The following is a 22907-nucleotide window of genomic DNA, read 5'->3' as shown; positions in this document are numbered from 1 at the left end:
GGGCGGGCGGCTGCTGCGGGGCGGGCGGCTGCTGCGGAGCCGGGGGCGCGGCGGGAGCGGGGGCCGGTGCGGCCGGTGCGGCCGGAGCGGCCGGAGCGGCCGGAGCGGCCGGGGCGTCGTCGACGCTGACCCCGTGGTCGGCGATCAGGTCGCCGAGACCGCCGTCGTACCCGCGGCCGACAGCGCGGACCTTCCAGTCGGTGCCCCGGCGGTAGAGCTCGAGGGCGACGACGATGGTCTCGCGGTCGAGGCCCGTCATGGGGAACTCGGCGACGGGGCCGGTGTCGGCCGACACGCGGGCCACCGGCTGACCGACCTGGCCGAACACCTTGCCGTCGTCGTCGAGGGAGGTCACCAGGCGCACGGCGTGCACGTCGGCCGGCACGGCCGCGAGGTCGACGTCGACCCGCCACTGCCCGCCCCCGCTCGGCGGCACGCAGGTCACGCCGGGGCCGCTCGGCTGGTTGTAGAACACGAAGTCGGCGTCGGTGCGGACCTTGCCCGCCTCGGTCACGAGGAGGGCCGAGAGGTCGGCGGAGGCGGCGACGTCGACGGTCACGGAGACGCGGGACACGGCCAGCGGCGCGTTCCCGCCCTTCGTCAAGGTGATCACGGGACGCGAATCTATCCGACCGCCCGCGATCTCAACCCTGCTCGGACGGATCCGTCAGCCGTCGCTGCAGCTCGACGTCCCGCTCGACGACCCGGAACCCCAGCTGCTCGTTGACGGCGAGCATGGGGCCGTTGTCGGCGGCGTTCCACGTGAGGACCTCCGTCGCGTCCGGCCACACCTCCTGCGCCCGGCGCAGGTTGGCGATCTTGACGGCGAGACCGAGGCGGTGGCCGCGGTGCGCGGTGTCGACGATCGTGCTCCACTGCTGCAGCTGGACCGACCCGGTGCTGCGCCACAGCTCCGTGATCGCGACGACCTGGCCCCCGGCGTCCAGGGCGGCCGTCGCGACGTTGCGCCGGCCCTGGCGCTGCGACTCCGCCTCGCGCTCGCGCCAGACGTCGACGGCGGCGGTGCGCGCCTCGACCTCGAGGCTCCCGCTCGGCGCCTCCACGTCGACGAGGGCGTCCATCCGCGCGTACCCCGCCACGAGGTCGTCGCGCACCGGCCCCTCCCAGGTGCGCAGCGCGTACGCCGTGTGGTGCGGTGCGACCTCGCCCGCCAGACGGTCGAGGACCGCGGGGTCCACCGGGAGCGCCGCCCGGCTCTGCAGCCCGGCCAGGGCCACCTCGTAGCCGCGGGCGCGGGCGAACGGGAGCCCGCCCAGGGCGGTCTCGGCTGCCGCGTCGTCGCCGGTGTGCGCGTCGGCCTGCAGGACGTGGCGTCCCAGGTCGCGCACGGCGTCCTCCTGGGCGGCGGCGAGCGCCGTGCCGACGCCCTGGCGCCTCCACCGCGGTGGCACCCAGACCGCGATCGACGCGGTGTCGCGGTTGTCGAGCAGCGGGAGGTCGAGCAGCCCGGCCCCCACCACCGTGCCCTGGGGCGCGCCCGGGAGGGCACCCTCCCGGGCGCGGGCCACCCAGGCGGTGCGCCGCGTGTGGGACGCCCCCGCCGTCAGGGACACGACGATCTCGTCGAGCGACCACGGGTTCGCCGTGGCCGCGCGCAGGTGGCGGGCCACCTCGTCGTACACGGCGTGCCAGGCGGCGACGTCGTCGGCCCAGGTGGGGGCGGTCGGGTCGAGGGCGACGACCTCGACGGCAGCGGCGCGCGTCATGGCCCGGGAGCCTAGGACGCGCGCCGCTGCGAGGGCGACGGGTTTTCCGGGGCTCAGGCCCCCACGCCGCGCACCGTCACGGGGACGTTGCCGCGGGTGGCGCGGGAGTACGGGCAGACCTGGTGGGCCTGCTCGACGAGGTCCTGCGCGGTGGCGTCGTCGACGCCCGGGATGGTCGCCGTGATGTCGACGGTGAGGGCGAAGGAGGTGGCGTCGGGACCGAAGCCCACGGCGATGTCGAGCGTCGACCCGGACGCGTCGACGCCCGCCTTCTTCGCGACGAGCCCGAGCGCGCCCTGGAAGCACGCGCCGTACCCGACGGCGAACAGCTGCTCGGGGTTCGTGCCCGTGCCGGGGCCGCCGGTCTCCTTCGGCGCGGTGAGGTCGAGGTCGAGGACCCCGTCCTCGGACCGGGCCCGGCCCTGGCGACCACCGGTGACGGTGGCGCGGGCGGTGTAGACGATCTTGTCGGGTGTGTTGGTCATGCTGGCGACGCTACGGACCCGCCGGTTGGCGCGCGCCCACCCGGTGCGGCGCCGGCCCGCCGGGTGCGGCACCGTGACCCCATGACCACCGCGCGCCTCGTGCCCGTGACCACCGAGATGGACGGCGACGAGCTCGACGCCGAGGACGCGTTCCACCTGCTGCGCCGCGTCGGCGTGCGCCGGGTGCTCGTCGACGCGTTCGTGCGGTTCCGGTACGGCGACGGGTTCAGCAGCAGCCGGGCCCTCGCCCTCCAGGCGACCCTGGCCGTGGTGCCGTTCCTGCTGGCCCTGACGGGCCTGGCCGCCGACCTCGACGCGGAGCGGCCCGCGAAGGTCATCGCGGCCACCGTCGACGCCGTCTCGCCCGGCACCGCCGGCGACGACGCGCTCGTCGACGCCCTCACCCAGGCCGACGACGCCGACGGCGACGAGGACGCCCAGGAGATGGCGGGCGAGATCGCGCTCGGCGGCGGTCTCGCCTTCGCGCTGTTCTCGATGACGGTGGCGATGGCGCAGGTCGAGCGCGGCACCAACCGCGTCTACGGGATCCGGCGTGACCGGCCGGCGCCCGCGAAGTACGGCCGCGCCGCCCTCCTGGCCGCCTGCCTGGCCGGCCCGGTCGGCATCGGGTTCCTGCTCCTCGTCACCGGCCCCACGTTCGTCGAGGCCATGGCGACCGAGTACGGGTGGGGCGAGACCGCGCAGACCGCCTGGAGCGTCGGGCGCTGGCCCGTCGGGATCCTGCTCCTCGTCGTCACCATCGCGGTGCTGCTCGAGCGGGCGCCGCGGCGCCGGCAGCCGGCGCTGTCGTGGGTCGCGTTCGGCTCGGCCGTGACGGTGGTGCTGGTGCTCGTCGCGTCGGGCGGGCTCGCGGCGTACGTCGGGGCGACCGGCTCGTTCAGCACCGTCTACGGCCCGCTGACGGGCGTGATCGCCCTGCTGCTGTGGGCGCTGCTCTCCGCGGGCGCGCTCTTCTACGGCGCCGCCGTCTGCGCGCAGATGGAGGCCTGCCGCGCCGGCGAGCCGGAGCCGGCGTACGACGACCCCGGTCGCCCGCACGGCACGGTCGTCGGCGACGCGGACTGAGGCCCCCCGCAGACGACTCCGGGCCCCCGTGCAAGCACGGGGACCCGGGGTCGGTGGGACGTCGGGCGCCCGAGGACGGCCGACGCGGTGTCAGCTCGTCGTCTCGGACTTCACGTTCTGCGCCGACGACGCGCCTTCCTCCTGCACGTGCGAGGCCGCGTCCTGCGCGGTCTGCTTGACCTCCTCGACCGAGGAGGCGGCGCTGTCGCGCAGGCTCTGGCCCACGTCGGCGGCCGCAGCCTTGGCGTCGTCCACGAGGGGCGCCGCCTGCTCCTTGATCGTGTCGGTGACCTGCGCGGCCGCGCGGGCCTCGACCTTGCTCGCCGGGATCAGCGCGGAGATGACCATGCCGAGGCCGAAGGCGGCCACGCCGGCGGCCAGCGGGGCGCCGTCGTAGCGCTGCTGGGCGGTCTCGGCTGCCTGGTGCGCGGTGTCGGCCGCCTGCGAGGCGACGTTCGAGGCGGCGTTGGACGCACCCTCGGCCCCGCCGGCGACCTTGCCGCGGGCGTCGTTGGCGCCCCCCATGACCTTCTCCCGCACACCCAGCACGCGCTCGCGGGCCGCGGCCTTCTTGCGGTCGACGATGGCGCTCGGGCTCACCTTGTCCTGCAGCTCGTCGAGGTCCGAGGCGAGGGCGCCACGGGTCCGGGCGATCTCTGCGGTCAGCTCTTCTGGGCTCTGGCCCATGATGCGTCCTCCTTGAGGGTCTGCTGCGTCTTCGGCAGCTGGGGGTTGGCCTTCTTCAGCTCGGAACGACCGAGGGCGGCGAGCACGCCGGCGGCCACGGCCCACAGGAGCGTGGTGATGAGCGCGGCGAGCTCGATCGGCATCCAGTTGTCGAGCAGGAACATGAGCGTCAGCGACAGGAACACCAGCACGAGGTGGCCCGCGACCGCGGCACCGCCGAGCATGCCGGCGCCCTTGCCGGCCTGGGTCGCCTCCTGCTTGAGCTCCGCCTTCGCGAGGTCGAGCTCCTGCTTGACGAGCGTGCTGAGGTCCTGGGAGACGTCGCTGACGATCTCGCCGAGGCTCCGCTCACCGCCGTGGCTGCGCGGACCCGCCGGATCGTGGGGCGGGGGGTTGACGGGGGTGCTCACGCGGGCCCCTCGAGGCCGTCGCGGCGGCCGTAGCCGGCGGCGTTCGTCCCCATCGGCCCGTCGTCGTCGAGGGCGGGGCCCGGGTCGACCGTGCCGGGCGTCTCGCCCGGGAGCGGCGGGAGGGGCGGGAGGCCCTGGCCCGGGTCCGCGACGTGCTGCGGACGGGTGTCACCGGCGAGCGGGTCGCTGCCGTAGCCCTGGCCGACGGGCGGGGCCGAGACCGGGGTGGGGCTCACCGGCGGCGGCGGGTAGGAGCCGACGGCGCCGGGGGTCTCGCCGTACCCGGGGGCCGCGTAGCCCGAGCCGTAGCCCGAGCCCGAGCTGTAGCCGGACGTGGGCGTGGCCACGGGAGCCACGGGCGTCGTCGGGGTGGGGGCCGTGCTGCCGGCGCCGGCCTGCGGGGCGTCCTTGGCCCCGCGCACCACGCGGCCGGCGACCACGCCGGCGACGAGCGCGCCGAGCAGGAACACGCCCGGACGACGACGGGCGAAGTCACGTGCGTCGTCGAGGAGCTCGCTGGGGTCGCGGCCGTCGAGGTAGGACTGCAGCGAGCGGGTGCGGTCGGCGACCTCGCGGGCGGCCTGCACGGCGAGGCCGGAGCTCTCGCTGCGGTCGGCCATCTGCGACAGGTCGTCGCTCAGGGTGCCGAGCGTGCCGACCAGCTTGTCCCGCTGCTGCCGCGACTGGTCGTCGAGCTGCTGCGCGACCTGCTGGCGGGTCTCGCCCACGAGCTGGCGCGTCTGCGCGGAGACCTCGGAGGCCACGTTCTGCGCCTCGTCCTTGGCGACGCCGGTGACGTGACGGCCCTCGTCGACCGCGGTGGACGCGGCGGCCTGGGCCTTTTCGGTGGTGGATGGGTCGGTCATCTGTTCCTCCTGGGTGGTGGAGCCATGCGGTTCGTGCTCTGCGGGGCCGAGGTGCTCCGCCGCAGGTGGGTGGGCGACGTCCTGTCGGAGGTCGTCACCCGGGGAGACGGCGTCGGGCGTGCCGTCGAAGGACCGGGAAGGTGCGGGGGGGTGCGGGGGGTCAGTGCCGGATCACGGCGCGGTCGACGCGGTCGTGGTAGCGGTGGCCGACCTTGCCGCCGAGCACGGCGGCGAGCAGGGTGCCGGCCACGACCGCGAGCGCGGTGATCACGGCGCCGATGCTGAGGTCCTGAGTGGAGACGGGGATCCGGGGCAGGCTGACGCGGTCGAGGATGTTGTACTGCGAGCCGAAGACGGCGCCGAGCACGACGGCCGCGATCGTCACGACGAGCCCGATGACCCAGACGCCCACCCCCTGGCGCCCGCCGTCGAAGCGCGACATGCGCCCCGCGACGTAGCCCCCGGCGTAGTAGCCGACCAGCAGGACGACCAGCAGCACGACGGCCGCGGTCACCCCGATCGTGCCGCTCTCCCGCTCGGCGTCGGTCTGCGTGATGCCGGTCGAGGAGCCGACGGCCGCGACCACGGCGCCGACGATGCTGGTGAGCAGGATCGCCACGGCCACGGCCACGAGCCACCCGAAGAAGCAGGCCCCGAGGTTGAGCCCCGCGAAGCGGTCGCGTGCAGCCGAGTCGTCGACGGCCGTCCGCCGCCGCTCCTGCACGGCGTCGAAGGTGCTGGCGCCGCCGCCCTCGGTGGGCCGGTCGTCCCTGTGGTGTCGTGTCACGTCGCTCTCCTTCGTCGTGCCCCGCGGACCACCGGTTACCCGATCCGCGCGGTTCACCCGGTCTGATCGCCGTTTCGTCCGAATTTCAGAAAATTGCCGCCTCCCACGTCTAGGACGCCCGACGCGGGTACCGGTGGGCGGTCAGCAACGGGGAACCTCAGAAGGAGAACCACATGCTCAACGAGACCCAGGCCCGCGACGCCATCGGCACCACCGCCTACACCCAGAGCGGGGACAAGATCGGCAAGGTCGGGCAGCTCTACCTCAACGACTCCACCGGTCAGCCGGAGTTCGTCACCGTGAACACGGGGCTGTTCGGGATGAAGGAGTCCTTCGTGCCGGTGACCGACGCGACCCTCGACGGCGACCGCCTGACGGTGCCGTTCACCAAGGACCAGATCAAGGACGCCCCCTCGATCGACGTCGACGGCGGCCACCTGGACGAGGCCGAGGAGGCCCGTCTCTGGCAGCACTACGCCGGGCACCGCGGCCAGCACGTCGGCCACGACACGCACGACACGCACACGACGGACACGACCGTGGGCCACGACGCGACCGCCGGCCACCACACCGCGGGCACGGACTCCGTCACCACCGGTCGTGCGCCCGTCGGCCACGACACGTCCGGTCGCACCACGGACGAGGCCATGACCCGCTCCGAGGAGCACGTCGAGGTCGGCACCACCACGCAGGAGGCGGGCCGCGCCCGGCTCCGCAAGTACGTCACCACCGAGCACGTCACGCAGACCGTCCCGGTCCGCAAGGAGCACGCGGTGCTCGAGACCGAGCCCATCACCGAGGCGAACGCCGGCCAGGCCCTCGACGGCCCGACCATCTCGGAGGAGGAGCACGAGGTCGTGCTGCACGAGGAGAAGCCCGTCGTGCAGAAGACCGCCGAGCCCGTCGAGCGGGTGCGTCTCGGCACCGAGACGGTCGTCGACGAGGAGACCGTCGGCGAGGACGTCCGCAAGGAGCACATCGAGGTCGAGGGCGACGTGGCCGACCGCCGCCACTGATCCACCCCGCACGAGCAGGTGCCCCCGTCGGTCGGACCGACGGGGGCACCTTTGTGTCAAGGCCGCTGCAGCGGCAGCGGCGGGCGGGCCTAGGCCAGGGTCAGGCGCCGGCGTACGACGTCGGCGAGCCGGTCCGCGACGTCGCGCGCCTCGGTGTCCGTCGTCGCCTCGACCATCACGCGCACGAGCGGCTCGGTGCCCGAGGCCCGCAGCAGGATGCGACCGGAGTCGCCGAGGCGGGACTGCTCCGCGGCGACCGCCTCCTGCAGCACGTCGTCGTCGGTGCGGGCCTTGTCGACGTCGGGCACGTTCACGAGCACCTGCGGCATCCGCGTCATGACGCCGGCGAGGGCCGCGAGGCTCTCCCCCGTGACCGCCATCCGCTGCGCGACGTGGAGCGCCGTCAGCAGCCCGTCGCCCGTCGTGGCGTGACGACGCATGACGACGTGGCCCGACTGCTCGCCGCCCAGCACGCGGCCGGCGGCGTTCATCTCCTCCAGCACGTAGCGGTCGCCCACCTGCGTGGCCGACACGGCGATGCCGTGCGCGGCCAGGGCGCGGGTGAACCCGAGGTTGCTCATGACGGTCGCCACGACGGTGTCACCGGCGAGCTCGCCGGCGTCCTTGAGGGCCACGGCGAGCACGGCGAGGATCTGGTCGCCGTCGACGACCTCCCCGTCGGCGTCGACCGCCAGGCAGCGGTCGGCATCGCCGTCGAGCGCGAACCCGGCGTCGGCGCCGTGCGCGAGCACGGCGGCACGCAGGGGCCCGAGGTGCGTGGACCCGCAGCCGTCGTTGATGTTGAGCCCGTCCGGCGAGGCGTGGATGGCCACGACCTCGGCGCCGGCGGCACGCAGCGCCGCGGGACCGACCTCGCTCGCCGCACCCTCGGCGCAGTCGAGCACGAGGCGCAGGCCGCTCAGCGACGTGCCCAGCGTGCCGGCGAGGTGCGCGACGTACTGCTCCTGCCCGCCGGGGTACGGCGTGACGCGGCCGACCGCTGCCCCCGTCGGGCGCTGCCACGGCTCGCGCAGGCGGGCCTCGATGGCCTGCTCGAGGGCGTCGTCGAGCTTGACGCCGCCACGCGAGAGGAACTTGATGCCGTTGTCCGGCATCGGGTTGTGCGAGGCCGACAGCATGACGCCGAGGTCGGCGTCGAGCGCGTCGGTCAGGTGGGCCACCGCGGGGGTCGGCAGGACGCCCAGGAGCAGGACGTCGACGCCGGCCGAGGCGAGGCCGGCGACCACGGCGGCCTCGAGGAACTGCCCCGAGACGCGCGTGTCGCGGCCCACGACGGCCAGCGGGCGGGACCCGTCGCGGTGGGAGAGCTCGCCGGACTCGGCGAGCACGTGGGCGGCAGCAACGGAAAGGTCCAGGGCCAGCTCAGCGGTGAGCACACCGTTGGCCAGGCCCCGGACCCCGTCCGTGCCGAAGAGTCGCGTCACGAAGGAAGACGCAGGACCGCGATCAGCGCTTGCTGAACTGCGGAGCCTTGCGGGCCTTCTTGAGACCGGCCTTCTTGCGCTCGATGACGCGCGCGTCGCGACGCAGCAGACCGGCCTTCTTGAGCGAGGGACGGTTGGCGTCGACGTCGACCGCGTTGAGGGCGCGGGCCACGCCGAGACGCAGGGCGCCGGCCTGACCGGTGATGCCGCCGCCGTGGATGCGGGCGATGACGTCGAAGCGGCCCTCGAGCTGCGTCGTCGCGAACGGCTCGTTCACGACCTGCTGGTGCAGCTTGTTCGGGAAGTACGAGTCGAGCGTGCGGCCGTTGATGGTCCAGACGCCGGTGCCCGGCACGATGCGGACGCGGGCGACGGCCTCCTTGCGACGGCCGGTGGCCGCCGACGGGGCGATCGTGGCGATGCGCTCGGGGGCGTCGGCGCTGGGGGCGCTCTCGCTGCTGTAGGCGATGCCCTGCTCGTTGACCTCGAAGGTCTCCTCGACCTCGGTCTCGGAAGTGCTCACGGTGTTCCTCACTGATCCTGGGAAGTACGGGGGTGCGCGATGGCGGTGTCGGTGGAGGCCAGCGTCACTGCGAGATCTGGGTGATCTCGAAGGGCTTGGCCTGCTGGGCGCTGTGCGGGTGCTCGGGGCCGGAGTAGACCTTGAGCTTCTTCAGCTGCTGCCGGCCGAGGCGGTTCTTGGGGAGCATGCCCCACACCGCGTTCTCGATCGCCTTGCGCGCGTCCTTCTCCAGGAGCTCACCGATGGGGGTGGCCGTGAGACCGCCCGGGTAGCCCGAGTGACGGTAGGCGACCTTCGTCGTCTTCTTGTTGCCGGACAGCGCGACCTTCTCGGCGTTCACGATGACGACGAAGTCGCCCGTGTCGGCGTTGGGGGCGAACTGCGGCTTGTGCTTGCCGCGCAGGAGGTTGGCCGTCTGCACGGCGAGGCGGCCGAGGACCACGTCGGTCGCGTCGATGACGTGCCACTCACGCTGGATGTCAGCGGGCTTCGGGGCGTACGTACGCACGATGAGCCTTCTTCTCGTTCGTCGGTCCCGACGGGAGGTCCCCGTCGGGTGGGGTGGAACCACGTCCTCTGACGAACACGGCCCGGCTCGACCCACCTGGTGGGCCGTCCGGATCTGCACCGGGGTCGTCGCTCCCGGAGGGATCCGGGCGACCTCGACGCGGCAGGGGACGCGACGGGTCACGATACGCAGCCCGGCGGGAGGGGGTCAAAACGGCCGCGACCCTCCGTCGTACCCGCCGGTAACCAGCCCCCCAGGAGAACGGTCGGGCGGGAGGGCTAGGTTGGGCGACGATCCCATCCGGCAGGGTGCACCCCCGGGCGCGCCCGCCCGACCGACGAGGAGTCGACGTGACCGACGCAGGAACTGCGGGCGCCTCCCTGACCATCCGTGACAACCGCACGGGTCAGGAGTACGACCTCCCCATCGTCGACGGCACCATCCGCGCCGCCGACCTGGGCAAGATCAAGACGGACGACGAGCAGCCCGGCCTGGCGGTCTACGACCCCGGGTTCACCAACACCGCCTCGTGTCGCAGCGCGGTGACCTACATCGACGGCGACAAGGGCATCCTGGAGTACCGGGGCTACCCCATCGAGCAGCTGGCCGAGAGCTCGACGTTCCTCGAGGTCGCCTACCTGCTCATCCACGGCGAGCTGCCCACCAAGGAGCAGTACGACGCGTGGGAGCACGAGATCACGTTCCACACGTTCGTCCACGAGAACGTGAAGTCGCTGATGCAGGGCTTCCGCTACGACGCGCACCCGATGGGGATGCTGATGTCGTCGGTGGGGGCCCTCTCGACGTTCTACCCCGCGGCGCGCGACATCGCGGACCCGGCGAACCGGCACATGCAGATCGTCCGCATGATCGCCAAGATGCCGACCCTGGGCGCCTGGTCGTTCCGCCACGCGCAGGGCAAGCCGTACGTGTACCCGGACAACGACCTGTCCTACACGGCCAACTTCCTCTCGATGCTCTTCAAGATGAGCGAGGTGAAGTACGAGCCGGACGAGCGCCTGGTGAAGGCCCTCGACGTGCTCTTCATCCTCCACGCCGACCACGAGCAGAACTGCTCGACCAACGCGGTCCGCTCCGTCGGCTCCTCGCAGGTCGACCCGTACTCGGCCGTGGCCTCCGGCATCGGCGCGCTCTTCGGCCCGCTGCACGGCGGCGCCAACGAGGCGGTGCTGCGGATGCTGAAGCGCATCGGCAGCAAGGAGAACATCCCGGCGTTCATCGACGGGGTGAAGAACGGCAACGAGCGCCTCATGGGCTTCGGCCACCGGGTCTACAAGAACTACGACCCGCGCGCCCGGATCATCAAGAAGGCCGCCGACGACGTCTTCGAGGTCACCGGGGTCAACCCGCTCCTGGAGATCGCCCTCGAGCTGGAGAAGATCGCGCTCGAGGACGAGTACTTCGTCAAGCGCAAGCTCTACCCGAACGTGGACTTCTACTCGGGTCTCATCTACGAGGCGCTGCAGTTCCCGCCGGAGATGTTCACCGTGCTCTTCGCGATCGGCCGCACGCCGGGCTGGCTCGCGCAGTGGGACGAGCTCGTGCAGGACAAGGAGCAGAAGATCGCCCGCCCGAAGCAGGTCTACACGGGCGACCGCGGCCTCACCTTCACCCCGCGCCACGAGCGCTGGGCCTGAGGCTCCCGCACCACCAGCACCCCACGGACGCCGTGCGGGGGCGGGCCACGGCCCGTCACCGCACGGCGTCCGTCGTCCGGGGGTACGGCGGAGCGGCGGAGCGGCGGAGCGGCGGAGCGCCCGCGGGCCGGCGCGGCAGGCCGGGAGACCGACAGGCGGGCCGGCGCTCAGGCCGGCAGGTCGGGCAGGTCCGCCTCGGTGAGCCAGGCGTAGAGCAGCACCCCGACGTCGGCGCCCGTCGCGGCCGAGGCGTGGGCCAGGAAGTCCTCCGTCGTGACCGAGCCGCCGCGGTGCTCGGCGACCCACGAGCGCAGCAACCCGAAGAACGCCTCGTCCCCCACCGCTCCGCGCAGCACGTGCAGCGCCAGGGCGCCGCGCTTGTAGACGCGGTCGTCGAACATGAGCTCCGGACCGGGATCGGCGAGCACGAGGTCCTGGTCCTGCTCGGCGAGCCGGGCGTGGTGGTGCTCGGCCCACCACGCGGCGCTCTCGTGGCCCGACTCCTCCGACCACAGCCACTCGCTGTAGCAGGCGAAGCCCTCGTGCAGCCAGATGTCGCGCCACCGGGCGAGGGTGACGGCGTTGCCGAACCACTGGTGGGCCAGCTCGTGGGCCACGAGGCGCACCTGGTCCCAGTCCTCGGAGACGAAGTTCTTGCCGAAGGTCGACAGGCTCTGGCTCTCGAGCGGGATCTCCAGGTCGTCGCCGGTCACGACCGCGGCGTAGGAGGCGAACGGGTAGGGCCCGAACCAGCCCTCGAACGCGCGGACCATGTCGGCCTGGCGGCCGAAGCCGGCGTCGTACGCCGCGCTCCGCTCGCGCGCCGTGCCCTGGGGCACGGCCGAGACCAGCGGGACGGGGGCGTCGTGCTCGACGATGTCGTAGCGCCCGATCTGGACGGTCGCGAGGTAGGTCGCCATGGGCGCGTCCATCTCGTAGGTCCAGGACTCCCCGCTCCCCCGTCGCCGGCGCTCGACCAGCAGGCCGTTGGAGACGACCGTGTAGCCGGCGGCCGTGGTGACCGTGATGCGGTAGGTCGCCTTGTCGTCGGGCCGGTCGTTGCACGGGAACCACGTGGGGGCGCCGTGGGGCTGGCCGGCGACGATGACGCCGTCGGTGAGCTCCTCCCACCCCGCGTCGCCGTGGTGCTTCTCGACCAGCGGCTCGGGGCGTCCGCCGTACTTGACCACGAGGGCGAGCTCGGCGCCGGGCTCGGCCTCCTCGCGCAGCTTGACCACGAGGCGGCCGCGGCGGGTGCTGAACTTGGCGGGCGGCTTGCCGTCGACGCTCACCTTGGCGACGTCGAGACCGGCGAGGTCGAGCACGAGGCGGTCGGTGGGCTCGAGCACCTCGGCCCGGATGCGGGCCTCGCCGTCGAGCCGGTTGCCCTCGAGGCCGTAGGTCAGGTCGAGCGCGTAGGACCGCGCGCCCCACGAGCGGTCGCCGTGACCGGGCAGGTAGTCGTCGGCGCTGGGCAGGCCGCTCACGCGGTCACCGCGGCCGGCTCGGGCACGCCGCCCGTGCCCGGGGCCGGCGGCTCGGCCCAGGGGCCGATCGGGTTGCCGATCCAGACGGTCCCGCCGGGGACGGACTCACCACGCATGACCAGGGACACGGGTCCGACCGTAGCGTGACGGCCCAGCTCGGCCGCGGGCAGGATCACGCTGTTCGGGCCGAGGGTCGCGCCCCGGTGCAGCACGACGCGGTCCATGGTCAGGACGCGGTCGTGGAAGAGGTGGGTCTGCACCACGGTCCCGGAGTTGACCGTCGCCCCGTCGTGCAGGTGGACGAGGTCGGCCTCGGGCAGCCAGTGGGTGTCGCACCACACGCCGCGACCGATGTGGGCGCCCATGGAGCGGAACCACACGTTGAGCAGCGGCGTGCCCGTCACGGTGCGCGCGAACCACGGCACGGCGAGGGTCTCGACGAAGGTGTCGGCGAGCTCGTTGCGCCACACGAACGAGCTCCACAGCGGGTGGTTGCCGGGCCGCATCCGCCCGACCAGCAGCCACTTCGCGCCCGTCGCGACGACGGCCGCCACGAGTCCCCCGACCGCGAGCACGGGGCCGACGAGCAGCACGGCGAGGAGCACACCGAGCGCCGGGTGCCCGGTGTCGAGCAGCGCCCCCAGGGCGACGACGACGCCGACGGTGAGCGCGACCGAGACCACCACGGGCACGAGGCGGCACAGCTCCACCAGCGCCCGGAAGACGTGCAGGCGCCGGGGCGGGGCGTAGGTGCGGCTCGCGTCGGCCTCCTCCGCGGTACGGCGCAGCGGCGCCGGCGGGCTGCCGAGCCACGAGGCGCCCGAGCGGGCCGTCTTGCGCCGGGGGGCCGCGGAGAGCACGGCGACGAGCGACGCCTTGGGGACCTTGCGGCCCGGCGCGGCCATGCCCGAGTTGCCGACGAAGGCGCGCTTGCCGATCTTGACCCGCTCGGCCCGCAGCCAGCCGCCGCCCAGCTCGTAGCCCCCGATGAGGGTGTCGTCGGCGAGGAACGCGTGCTCGTTGACCTGGGTCAGCGATGGGATCATCAGCACCGTCGACGCCTCGACGCCCGGCCCGATGCGGGCGCCGAGCGCCCGCAGCCACCACGGCGTCAGCGAGGAGGAGTAGAGCCCGAAGAGCCACGTGCGGGCCTCGTCGAGCACCCGCATCGTCGTCCAGACCGCGAGCGCGGGCCCGCTGCGCACGGGGTGGACGCCGGTGCGCACGCCGAGCGCGCAGACGCGCACGACGAGGAGCACGAGCGCGGCGAGGACGAGCAGGCCCGCCAGCACCCCCAGGGGCGCGCGCACGAGCAGGTGGGCGAGCAGTCCGCCGTACCCCTCGACGTCGCCGATGCCCGGCAGCGCCACGAGGAGACCCACGAGCACCGCGAGGGCCGGCAGGGTGCCGACGACGGCGGCGCTGACGGCGTACGCACCGATCCAGGCGCGCGAGCGTGCCGGCCGGTCCTGCCACGGACCCCGCGCGGCCTTGCGCCGCCGGCGGGCGGGCGACCCGGCCCAGAACTCCCCGGCGGGCACCGCGCCGAAGACCGCCGACCCGGCGGCGACCTCGGCGTCGGCGCCCACGCTCGCGCCGGGGCACAGCGTCGAGCGGGCGCCCACGCGGGCGCGCGGCCCGACCTCGATCCGGCCGACGTGCACGACGTCGCCGTCGATCCACCAGCCCGACAGGTCGACCTCGGGCTCGACGGAGGCGCCCCGGCCCAGGCGCAGCATGCCCGTGATGCCCGGCAGCGAGTGCAGGTCGACGTCGCGGCCGACGTCGGCGCCCAGCAGCCGCGCGTACCAGGTCATGAGCGGGGCCCCGGCGAGCGCCGTCGCGCCGATCTCGTCGGCCAGCCGGTCGGCCAGCCAGATCCGCAGGTGGACCTTGCCCCCGCGCGGGTAGGTGCCCGGCTCGACGCCCCGCAGCAGCAGGCGCGCCTGCGCGGCCGACAGAAGCATCCGCCCGGGCGGCGTGAGGGCCGCGGCCCAGACGAGCACCAGCACCCACCACGGGTACGACGGCAGCCACCCCAGGCCGGCCACCTCGGCGAGCAGCGTGGAGCCGATCATGGCCCAGGCCACCCACCGCAGCCCGCCGACGGCGCGCGCGAGCAGGGTGCCGAGCACCTGGCCCCGCTGGCTCTTCGCCGGGATGGGGCGCACGGAGCGGTCCGTCGTGGTCGCCGACGGGCCCGCGAGCGTGTCCAGGTGCGCCGCGAGGACGCCGACGGTCGGTCGCTCGTAGACGTCGCCGACGGTGACCTCGGGGAACCGGGTCCGCAGGCGGGAGACGATCTGCGCGGCCGTCAGGCTGCCGCCGCCCAGGTCGAAGAAGTCGTCGGTCGGGGCGGTGACCTCCGCGCCGAGCACGTCGAGCCACAGCTGGGCGATCCACGACTCGGTGTCGGACAGGTCGGCGCCCGCCCCACCGGCCCCGCCCGCTCCCCCGGCCGCGCCCCCGGCCGCGCCCGGCAGTGGCCAGGGCAGCGCGTCGCGGTCGACCTTGCCCGACGTGCGGGTCGGCAGCGTGTCGACGACCGCCAGCCGCGGCACCAGCGCGGCGGGCATGGCGGCGCGCAGCCGGTCGAGCGCCGAGGGCGGGTCGAAGGAGGGGTCGACGGCGACGTAGCCGACGAGCAGCTGGTTGCCCGCCGCCGTACGCCGGACCGCGGCCGCCGCGCCGTGCACGCCGGGCAGGGCCAGCAGCGCCGAGTCGACCTCGCCGAGCTCGATGCGCCGCCCGCCCAGCTTGACCTGGTCGTCGGCGCGCCCCGCGAAGAGCAGCCCGGCCGGGTCGTTCACCACGACGTCGCCGGAGCGGTAGGCACGCTCCCAGCCCAGCGTCGGCATCGGCGCGTACTTCTCGGCGTCCTTGGCCGGGTCGAGGTAGCGGGCCAGGCCGACGCCGCCGATGATCAGCTCGCCCTGCTCGCCCTCGGCGACGGGCTCGCCGGTCGCCGGGTCGACGACCGCGAGGTCCCACCCGTCGAGCGGGAGGCCGATGCGCACCGGCGCCTCGCCGGTGAGCTCGCAGCCGCAGGCCACGACGGTGGCCTCGGTGGGCCCGTACGTGTTCCACACCTCGCGGCCCGGGCGCACGAGGCGAGCGGCGAGCTCGGGCGGGCAGGCCTCGCCGCCCATGATGAGCAGGCGGACCCGCTCGAGCGCCTCGGCCGGCCACAGCGCGACGAGGGTCGGCACCGTGGAGACGACCGTGACGCGGTTGGCCACGAGCCACGGGCCCACGTCGACGCCCGAGCGCACCAGCGCCCGCGGCGCGGGGACGAGGCACCCGCCGTAGCGCCACGCGAGCCACATCTCCTCGCAGCTCGCGTCGAACGCGACGGAGAGCCCGGCCATGACCCGGTCGCCGACGCCGAGCGGGGCCTGCGTCAGGAACATCCGCGCCTCCGCGTCGACGAACGCGGCCGCGTTGCGGTGGGTGACGGCCACGCCCTTCGGCGTGCCGGTCGAGCCCGACGTGAAGATCACCCAGGCGTCGTCGTCGGGCGTCGGCTCCTCCCGCTCGCGCGGCGCCGCCTCCCGACGTACGTCGACCGCGAGGTCGTCGCCGACGACGGCCGCGACCCGGGCCTCGCCGAACACCAGGCGGGCGCGCTCCTCCGGGTCGTCCGCGTCGACCGGCACGTAGGCGGCGCCGGCCAGCAGCACGCCGAGGATCGCGACGTACAGGTCCGTCGTGCCCGACGTGACGCGGATGCCGACCTTGTCGCCGGGCCCCACGCCGAGGCCGGCCAGCTCCTCGGCCAGCGCGTCCGCGGCCTCCTCGAGCTCGGCGTAGGTCAGCACCCCCGCCCCGGCGTCGACGGCCGGCTCCTCGGCCGCCTGGGCCGCGGTGTCGCGGAAGACGTCGACGAGGGTGCGGGGCGCGGGCGCGAGGTGGGCCCGCCGCAGCGGGTCGTGGAGGAGGTCGCTCACCCGGGCATCATCCCCGTGCCGGGTGAACGGACGGTGCCCGCCGGTCTCACACGATCGTCGAGGACCGCCCGTCCCAGTACGGCGCCCGCAGGTCCTTCTTGAGGATCTTGCCCGTCGGGTTGCGCGGCAGGGCCGGGAGGACGTCGACGCTGCGGGGGCACTTGAAGTGCGCGAGCCGCTCGCGGCAGAAGTCGACGATCTCCTGCTCCGTCGCCTCCGTGCCCGGCTTCAGCGCCACGACCGCCTTGACCGTCTCGCCCCACCGGTCGTCCGGCACCCCGATCACGGCGCACTCGAGCACCGCCGGGTGCTCGGCCAGCACCCGCTCGACCTCGGGGCTGTAGATGTTCTCCCCGCCCGAGATGATCATGTCCTTGATGCGGTCGTGCACGTAGAGGAAGCCCTCGGCGTCGAGGCGGCCCACGTCGCCGGAGCGGAACCAGCCGTCGGCCGTGATGACCTTCGCCGTCTCCTCCGGCTTGCCGAGGTAGCCCTTCATCACCTGCGGGCCCCGCAACCAGATCTCGCCGTTCTCGCCGACCGCGACGTCCTCGAGCGTCGCCGGGTCGACGACCCGCACCTCCATCTGGGGGAGCGCGACCCCGGCGGAGACCAGACGCTCCGGGTGCTCGGCGTCGCGGTGGTGCTCGGGCATGAGGTGCGTGGCCACGCCCGCGACCTCGGTGAGGCCGTAGACCTGGATGAAGTCGGTGGCGGGCCACGCCTGCATCGCCGCGCGCAGGAGCGGCGGCGGCATCGGGGCCGCGCCGTACGTGTAGCCCGTCAGGGCGGAGAACAGCTTGATCGCGTCGGGGCCGGACTGCAGCACCTGGGCGAGGACGGCGGGCACGAGGAAGGTCTTGGTGGCGCCGGCCATGATCGCGCCCGCCAGCGAGGCGCCGTCGGGCTCCCGCGTCATGATCGACCGGATGCCGTCGTGGATGCCGAACAGCACGTACGACGAGCCGCCCACGTGGAACAGCGGCATCGCCACCAGCGAGACGTCGTCGGGCTCGAAGGTCCAGCCGTCGTGGCCGTTCACTGTGTGGCTGACCATGTTGCGGTGCGTCAGCATGACGCCCTTCGGCCGGCCCGTCGTGCCCGAGGAGTACATGACCAGGCAGGTGTCGTCGGGCTCCACGGCAGGGTCGCGGGGTCGCGGGGTCGCGGCGGCGAGCCACGCCTCGTACTCGTCGGGCTCCCCGCCCTCCGTCGTCCCGTCGGGGGTGACGACCACGATGCGCTCGACGGCGACGAGGCGGTCGCGGATCGCGTCGATGGTCGGCAGCAGCTCCTCGCCGACGACGAGCAGGCGGGCGCCCGAGTCGTTGACCGCGTAGTCGACCTCGTCGCCGGCGCTGCGCCAGTTGACGATCGCGTTGGCCGCACCCAGCGACGCCGCCGCCAGGGAGAGCTCGACGCAGGCCGGGTGGTTCTTGTCGAGGAACGAGACGACGTCGCCGCGCCCGATGCCCGCCGCCGAGAGCGCCCCCACGAGCCGTCGCACCCGCTCGTCCCACTGCGCCCACGTCCACGTGCGCCCGCGGTAGGTCATCGCCGGTGCGTCGGGCGTGTGCTCGGCCCACCACGCCAGCCGGTCGTCGACCAGCACGGGCGGCGGGGCGTCGGCCGGGTCGCCGAGCACGGGGATGGGGGCGGTCGAGGTGGTCGGGGTGGTCGGGGTGGTCTCCCCGGGTGCGGCGGTGGTGCTCAACGGGTGTCCCTCCGGCATGGCCGCCGCCGTCGGGCGACCGTGCCGCGATTGTGACGGCGATCACAGGTCAGGGCAAGGGGTGCGGTCGCCCGTCCGCGACCGCGCGGGCCGCCTCGGTCCGCAAGGCCCGGGCCCGCTCCCGTCCGACCCGCACCGCCGGGCTCCAACGCTCGAGCACCCACCGCTGCGTGCCGGGGGCGTACGACGCGCGGCAGCGCCCCTGTGGACCCCCCGCGTGCAGCACCGCGAGCGCGGGCCCGGTGGTGCGCCGTACCTCCTGGCCGCGGCCCGCGAGCAGCGAGGCGAGACGCTCGACCGCGTCCGTCGCCGTGGGCTCCTCCACCGTGCGGGCCACGCGGGCGTGCCAGCGCACCGCGTCCGGGCTGCCCCCGGCGAGCAGGCGCACCTCGGGCTCGTCCGGCAGCAGGGCGCCCAGACCGGCCGCCTCGAGCAGCCGGGGCACGTCGAGCACGACCCGCTCGCGCTCGTCGGCCAGGTCCACGTCCCCTGCGGCGGCGCCCGCCACGCCGGGGCGGCGCAGCACGACGTCGACGGTCGGGTGCCGGCGGCGCAGGAGGTCCCAGAACAGGTCCCCGGTCGGGGTGCCGGGGGGCACGACCCTCACCGGGTCAGCTCCGGGTCGAAGCCGTCGCCGAGCCAGCCGGTGTCGGAGTGCGGCACCCGCTCCACGTCGTCGCCGCGCCCGCCCGTGATCAGGCCGAGGTTGTCGAGCGACTCCGAGCCCTCGTCGAAGTAGGAGGTGTGGTGGTCGAGCGGGTTCGAGCTGCCCTCGGAGCGCTCCGCGCCGAAGCGCTGCGCCCCGAACGCCTCGCTCGTGGGGTCGGTGCCCAGCTGGCCCTCCGAGTCGGGGTACGGGCTCGGCAGGTCGTCGCGCGGGTCGTTGTCCTCCCACCAGTCGTCGACGGGGTTGATCTTGTCGACCAGCTGGTCGATCGGCCCCTGCTGCAGCGGGCCGAGCGGGTTGGTGGGGTTGGGCAGCACGTCGAGGGGATCGACGTTCGGCACGAGGCCGAGCCCGGGCGGGCCGAGGCCGAACGGGCCCAGCTGGAACGGCAGGCTCGCGCCCCCCTCGCCCAGCACGGCGACCGGGTCCCGGCTGTCCTTGCCGGCCCACACGTTCTCGCGGTCGGTGTTCTCGTAGTCGCCCGCGTCGTGGTCGTCGCCCCCGTCGCCGGGGCTGCCGAGGAAGACCAGCTCGTCGGTGTCGATGTGGTGGTCCTCCGCGGCGATGCCGACCGTCGTCGAGCCGTAGGAGTGGCCGATGGTCGTCAGGTGGGTCTCGCCGGCGCCCGTGTACGTCGCGCGCAGGCCGTCGATGGTCGAGGCCAGCCGCTCGGCGCCGCGGGCGGCGGCGTCCTGGTCGCGCACCTGCGCCATGTCGGCGGCGTCGTCGGAGGGCGCGTCGTACCCGATCCACGCCACCGTCGCGACGCTCTCGTCGGCCCCGACCGATCCGCGGGTGGTCTCGTAGAGGGCCCAGGCGTCGTCGTGGAAGCCGTCGATGTTGGCGCCCGTGTTCGTGATGCCGGGGACGATGACACCGGTGTGGTCCGCCGTCTCCAGGTCGCCGTAGGCCACCGCCGCCGCCCCGTCCCCGCCGAACGCGGTGGGGTCGTAGATCAGCAGCGACGCGGGCACGGGCTCCCCCGTCACGGGGTCGGTGCGCTCGTCGGCGAGCGCGGACTCCGCTGCCTCCGCGTTGCGCAGCATGTCGCGCTCGGTGTCGGTGAGCTGGTCGTCGTCGAGCTCGCGCAGCGCGGCGAGGTCACGGGTCAGGCGCACGCGGTTGGCCTCGTCGCGGGCCGACGGCGGCACCCCGTCGAGGTTGCCCACGGACCCGGGCGAGGCGGCGAGCACCGCCTGCTGCTCGGCCGTGCTCAGCCCCGCCCACCACTCGGCGACCTCCTCGGGGTCCGACCCCGGTGGCGGCATGCTCGCGAGCGCGGCGTCGGCGGGGTCCTCGACCCCGCCGTACAGCCGGTCCACCTGCTCCAGGTCGAGCACGCGGGCGAGCTCGGCAGCGTAGGCGGCCTCCTCCGCGAGGAGGTCGCGGGTCCAGGTGTCGAGGCCCAGGTCGAAGACCTGGACCCACCGGGTCAGTCGCCCCGCCTCCTCGGCCAGCGCGACCGCGGCCGCCTCCGCGGCGTCGGCGGCCTCCGGGGTCAGCTCGACCCCGCGGGTGCGCACCAGGAGCGCGTTCACGCGCTCGGAGAGGTCGCGGATCTTGGCGACGAGCTCGACCCGCTCGGCCTCGGCCGCGACCCGGCGGACCTCGAGGTCGCGCAGCACGTCGGCGTGCTCGTCGGTGCGCCGACCCACGTGGCGCAGGGCGAGGCTCATGGCGTCCGCCTGCCGGCCGTACGCCGGGAGGCCCGCGTGGTACGACGCGCCGGCCCCCCCCTGCCACCCGTCCACCCGGGCCTCGCCGGCGGTGAAGGAGCCGACGTCGTCGATCTGGGCCGAGGCGGCCAGCAGCTCGACGGCCTGGGCCGCGACCCCGTCGGGGTCGGCGTCGAGGGTGGGGACGGTCCGCGGCAGTGGCGGCAGGGCGATGGTGGTCATCGGCGCTCCTCGAGGGCGCCCCGCAGCAGCAGCGCCGCGGGGTCGAAGACGGAGCCCGAGGCCTCGTCGGTCTCGAGGTAGTCCCGGATCGCGCCGCGCATGCCGTCGGCCCGTTCCTCCGCACCCGCCGCGAGCTCCTCGACGTGCCGGGTCCAGGCCGTGCAGAAGCCCGACACGGCGCCGCGGACCGCCGGGGTGAACGCGGCGGTCGCGCCGCTCACACCCCCGACCTGTCCGCCGGCGGCCCGCAGGTCGACGGCCTGCTGGTCCCACTCCCGAGATCGGCCGGCGACCTCGACGTAGGCGACGTCGATCGTCACGACCGGCCCCCGTCCGTGGCCGGGAAAGCGCGACCGGGCTCGCCCCGCCAGGGCAGCGGCTCGGCGGGCGGCACCTCGGGGGGCGTCGCGTCCCACGGCAGCGGCTGGGGCGCGGGCGGCGCCTCGGGCGACGGGTCGTACGGCAGCGGTCCCCGGTCACCGGGTCGGCGGTCGAACGGGTCGACGGGACGTGCCGGCGGTCGTGGACCGTCGTCGGAGCGGTCGCGCCGCCGCGGGGCATCGCCCGGGCCACCCGGGCCACCCGGGCCCGCGGGCCCCACGGGCCCGTCGGGCACGTCCGCAAGGACACCGTCGAGGACCTGCGCCATGCGCCGCTCCTCGGCGTACACCTCCTCCCACCACCCCTGCACCTCGGCGTCGAACGCCGCGACGTCACCGCGGTAGGCCTCGATGACGGGCAGCAGGGTGGGCAGCACGAGGGGCGAGGCCGCCAGCAGCTCTGCCTGGCGGGCCAGGAGCCCCTCGCGGCGGGCGACCAGCCCGTCGCGGGTGCTCCTCAGCTCGTCGAGGCGGCCCCCGTGGGTCGTCGCGTCCTCACCCAGCCGGCGCAGCGCGGCGGCCAGCGCCGAGGCCTGGGCCGCGATCGGCCCGTTGGCCTCGTGGTACGCCGCGGCGCCCCGGCCCTGCCAGTCGCCGACCCGCGCACCTGCGCGGGCGAAGTCGGCCAGGCCCTCGGGCTCCGCGGCCGCGACGAGGTGCTGCTCGCCGTACGTCGCGACCAGCGCCGGCTCCGCGTGCAGGACGGGCACCTCGGCGGGGGTGGGCAGGACGATGCTCATCGGTCCTCCTCCAGCGGCTCGGCGCTCGGCGCCGCGGGGGCGGGCCGGGGCTCCAGGGGCTCGGCGTCCGGCACCGTGGGGGCGGACTGCCACTCCAGCCGCTCGCCCAGCGGCGCGGCGGGTGCGGGACCCCACTCCAGGCGCTCACCGCCCGGCGCGGCGGGCTCCCACAGACGGTCCGCACCCGGGGTCGGCGCCTGCTCCCACTCCTCGAGGTGGGGCCGGCCCCCCGGCGCCCACGGGGTGCCGATCAGCTCGGCCTCGAGGGTGCGGGGCGGGCGGGGATCGGTCTCGAGCCGCATCGCGAACGCCGCGCGGCCCTCGTCCGACGGGGCGCCACCGGACCCGCCACCCGACCCGCCACCCGACCCACCACCTGCCGACGGGGCGCCACCAGCCGACGGGGCGCCACCGGACGAACCGCCCGACGGCTCGCCACCGGTGGGCGGTGCCGGCGGGGCGGACGAGCCGGCACCGGGAGCGTCGCCGTACCGCGCCCCCTCCCCCGCGTCCGTGCCGGAGAGGTCGTCGCTGAACGCGTCGAGGCCCTCGGCCTGGGCGCGGGCGCGGGACGCGAGCCGCACGAGCGCGGCGGACAGCGCCTCGGCGCACGCGGCGGCCTGTCCCTGCAGCGCCGGGGTGAAGCCGCCCGCGGGCGCCCCCTGCACCGAGCCCGACGCGACCAGCTGGCGGTCGGCCTGCGCCCGCCACTCCTGCGCGAGCGGCGCCAGCCGCTCCGGTCGGTTCACCACTGCCATCGCATCCCCCTCGAGAAGAAGGAGCGCCCGCAGCCGGCGGGCACCCGCCCTAGGGGGTCCCCCGGTGTGACCGGGGTCAAACGCGAGGAGAGGTGGCAGG

The 22907-nt window shown here is 74.8% G+C and carries 21 protein-coding genes; 3 read left to right on the top strand and 18 right to left on the bottom strand.

The window, feature by feature from the left end; translation table 11 throughout:
• The 3 genes from KK617_RS12155 to KK617_RS12145 form a co-directional block, all read right to left on the bottom strand.
• A partial coding sequence (locus KK617_RS12155) for a TerD family protein (protein ID WP_277500295.1) occupies positions 1-613 on the bottom strand: 613 nt, incomplete at its 3' end.
• Between the two features lie 31 nt (positions 614-644).
• Positions 645-1727 (bottom strand): GNAT family N-acetyltransferase, encoded by a 1083-nt coding sequence (locus tag KK617_RS12150; protein WP_277500294.1) that lies wholly within the window; start codon positions 1725-1727, stop codon positions 645-647.
• Between the two features lie 53 nt (positions 1728-1780).
• Entirely contained in the window at positions 1781-2212 is a 432-nt protein-coding gene (locus tag KK617_RS12145) for an organic hydroperoxide resistance protein (protein ID WP_277500293.1), read from the bottom strand.
• Between the two features lie 81 nt (positions 2213-2293).
• Between KK617_RS12145 and KK617_RS12140 the strand changes: the two genes are divergently transcribed.
• Positions 2294-3298, top strand: coding sequence for a YihY/virulence factor BrkB family protein (locus KK617_RS12140; protein WP_277500292.1), 1005 nt, complete (start codon positions 2294-2296; stop codon positions 3296-3298).
• Positions 3299-3388: 90 nt separating this feature from the next.
• On the opposite strand, the gene KK617_RS12135 is transcribed toward KK617_RS12140, so the two are convergent.
• The 4 genes from KK617_RS12135 to KK617_RS12120 form a co-directional block, all read right to left on the bottom strand.
• Positions 3389-3985, bottom strand: a complete 597-nt coding sequence (locus tag KK617_RS12135) for a DUF3618 domain-containing protein (RefSeq protein WP_277500291.1) — start codon at positions 3983-3985, stop codon at positions 3389-3391.
• Positions 3961-4395: a phage holin family protein gene (locus tag KK617_RS12130; RefSeq protein ID WP_277500290.1), complete on the bottom strand. Its 435-nt coding sequence runs from the start codon at positions 4393-4395 to the stop codon at positions 3961-3963. The genes KK617_RS12135 and KK617_RS12130 overlap by 25 nt, the downstream gene beginning before the upstream one ends.
• Complete coding sequence (locus tag KK617_RS12125; protein WP_277500288.1) at positions 4392-5261, bottom strand: hypothetical protein; 870 nt, start codon at positions 5259-5261, stop codon at positions 4392-4394. The genes KK617_RS12130 and KK617_RS12125 overlap by 4 nt, the downstream gene beginning before the upstream one ends.
• A gap of 160 nt (positions 5262-5421) precedes the next feature.
• The gene (locus KK617_RS12120; RefSeq protein ID WP_277500286.1) at positions 5422-6048 is read right to left on the bottom strand and encodes a hypothetical protein; all 627 of its coding nucleotides are present in this window, start codon (positions 6046-6048) and stop codon (positions 5422-5424) included.
• 173 nt (positions 6049-6221) lie between these two features.
• Here KK617_RS12120 and KK617_RS12115 point away from each other — a divergent pair, with 173 nt between their 5' ends.
• A complete protein-coding gene (locus KK617_RS12115; protein WP_277500285.1) occupies positions 6222-7064 on the top strand; it encodes a PRC and DUF2382 domain-containing protein in 843 nt (280 codons plus the stop codon).
• Positions 7065-7153: 89 nt separating this feature from the next.
• Here KK617_RS12115 and glmM read toward each other — a convergent pair whose 3' ends face one another.
• The 3 genes from glmM to rplM form a co-directional block, all read right to left on the bottom strand.
• A complete protein-coding gene (gene glmM / locus KK617_RS12110; protein WP_277500284.1) occupies positions 7154-8509 on the bottom strand; it encodes a phosphoglucosamine mutase in 1356 nt (451 codons plus the stop codon).
• Positions 8510-8531: 22 nt separating this feature from the next.
• Positions 8532-9032, bottom strand: coding sequence for a 30S ribosomal protein S9 (gene rpsI, locus KK617_RS12105; RefSeq protein WP_277500283.1), 501 nt, complete (start codon positions 9030-9032; stop codon positions 8532-8534).
• A 64-nt stretch (positions 9033-9096) separates the two neighbouring features.
• On the bottom strand, positions 9097-9540 hold the full coding sequence (rplM, locus tag KK617_RS12100; RefSeq protein ID WP_277500282.1) for a 50S ribosomal protein L13: 444 nt from the start codon (positions 9538-9540) through the stop codon (positions 9097-9099).
• A gap of 350 nt (positions 9541-9890) precedes the next feature.
• Here rplM and KK617_RS12095 point away from each other — a divergent pair, with 350 nt between their 5' ends.
• Positions 9891-11198 carry a citrate synthase gene (locus tag KK617_RS12095; RefSeq protein WP_277500281.1) on the top strand — a complete coding sequence of 436 codons (1308 nt, stop codon included), beginning with the start codon at positions 9891-9893 and terminating at the stop codon, positions 11196-11198.
• 167 nt (positions 11199-11365) lie between these two features.
• Here KK617_RS12095 and KK617_RS12090 read toward each other — a convergent pair whose 3' ends face one another.
• The 8 genes from KK617_RS12090 to KK617_RS12055 form a co-directional block, all read right to left on the bottom strand.
• Positions 11366-12685 carry a M1 family metallopeptidase gene (locus KK617_RS12090; RefSeq protein ID WP_277500280.1) on the bottom strand — a complete coding sequence of 440 codons (1320 nt, stop codon included), beginning with the start codon at positions 12683-12685 and terminating at the stop codon, positions 11366-11368.
• The gene (locus KK617_RS12085) at positions 12682-16632 is read right to left on the bottom strand and encodes a Pls/PosA family non-ribosomal peptide synthetase (RefSeq protein ID WP_277500279.1); all 3951 of its coding nucleotides are present in this window, start codon (positions 16630-16632) and stop codon (positions 12682-12684) included. The genes KK617_RS12090 and KK617_RS12085 overlap by 4 nt, the downstream gene beginning before the upstream one ends.
• Positions 16633-16678: 46 nt before the next feature.
• A complete protein-coding gene (locus KK617_RS12080; RefSeq protein WP_277500278.1) occupies positions 16679-18346 on the bottom strand; it encodes a long-chain-fatty-acid--CoA ligase in 1668 nt (555 codons plus the stop codon).
• A 67-nt stretch (positions 18347-18413) separates the two neighbouring features.
• Positions 18414-18971 (bottom strand): hypothetical protein, encoded by a 558-nt coding sequence (locus tag KK617_RS12075; protein ID WP_277500277.1) that lies wholly within the window; start codon positions 18969-18971, stop codon positions 18414-18416.
• Positions 18968-20929 (bottom strand): alpha/beta hydrolase, encoded by a 1962-nt coding sequence (locus tag KK617_RS12070; protein ID WP_277500275.1) that lies wholly within the window; start codon positions 20927-20929, stop codon positions 18968-18970. Before KK617_RS12070 ends, KK617_RS12075 begins: the two co-directional genes overlap by 4 nt.
• Positions 20926-21249 carry a hypothetical protein gene (locus tag KK617_RS12065; protein WP_277500274.1) on the bottom strand — a complete coding sequence of 108 codons (324 nt, stop codon included), beginning with the start codon at positions 21247-21249 and terminating at the stop codon, positions 20926-20928. The genes KK617_RS12070 and KK617_RS12065 overlap by 4 nt, the downstream gene beginning before the upstream one ends.
• A complete protein-coding gene (locus KK617_RS12060; protein WP_277500273.1) occupies positions 21246-22049 on the bottom strand; it encodes a hypothetical protein in 804 nt (267 codons plus the stop codon). Before KK617_RS12060 ends, KK617_RS12065 begins: the two co-directional genes overlap by 4 nt.
• Positions 22046-22807, bottom strand: coding sequence for a hypothetical protein (locus tag KK617_RS12055; RefSeq protein ID WP_277500272.1), 762 nt, complete (start codon positions 22805-22807; stop codon positions 22046-22048). The genes KK617_RS12060 and KK617_RS12055 overlap by 4 nt, the downstream gene beginning before the upstream one ends.
• Positions 22808-22907: the final 100 nt, after the last annotated feature.

This window comes from Nocardioides sp. ChNu-99, assembly GCF_029493445.1.
Classification (GTDB): domain Bacteria; phylum Actinomycetota; class Actinomycetes; order Propionibacteriales; family Nocardioidaceae; genus Nocardioides.
The sequence above is the reverse complement of the archived record's forward strand: the minus strand, read 5'-3'. Positions and strand labels throughout refer to the sequence as shown.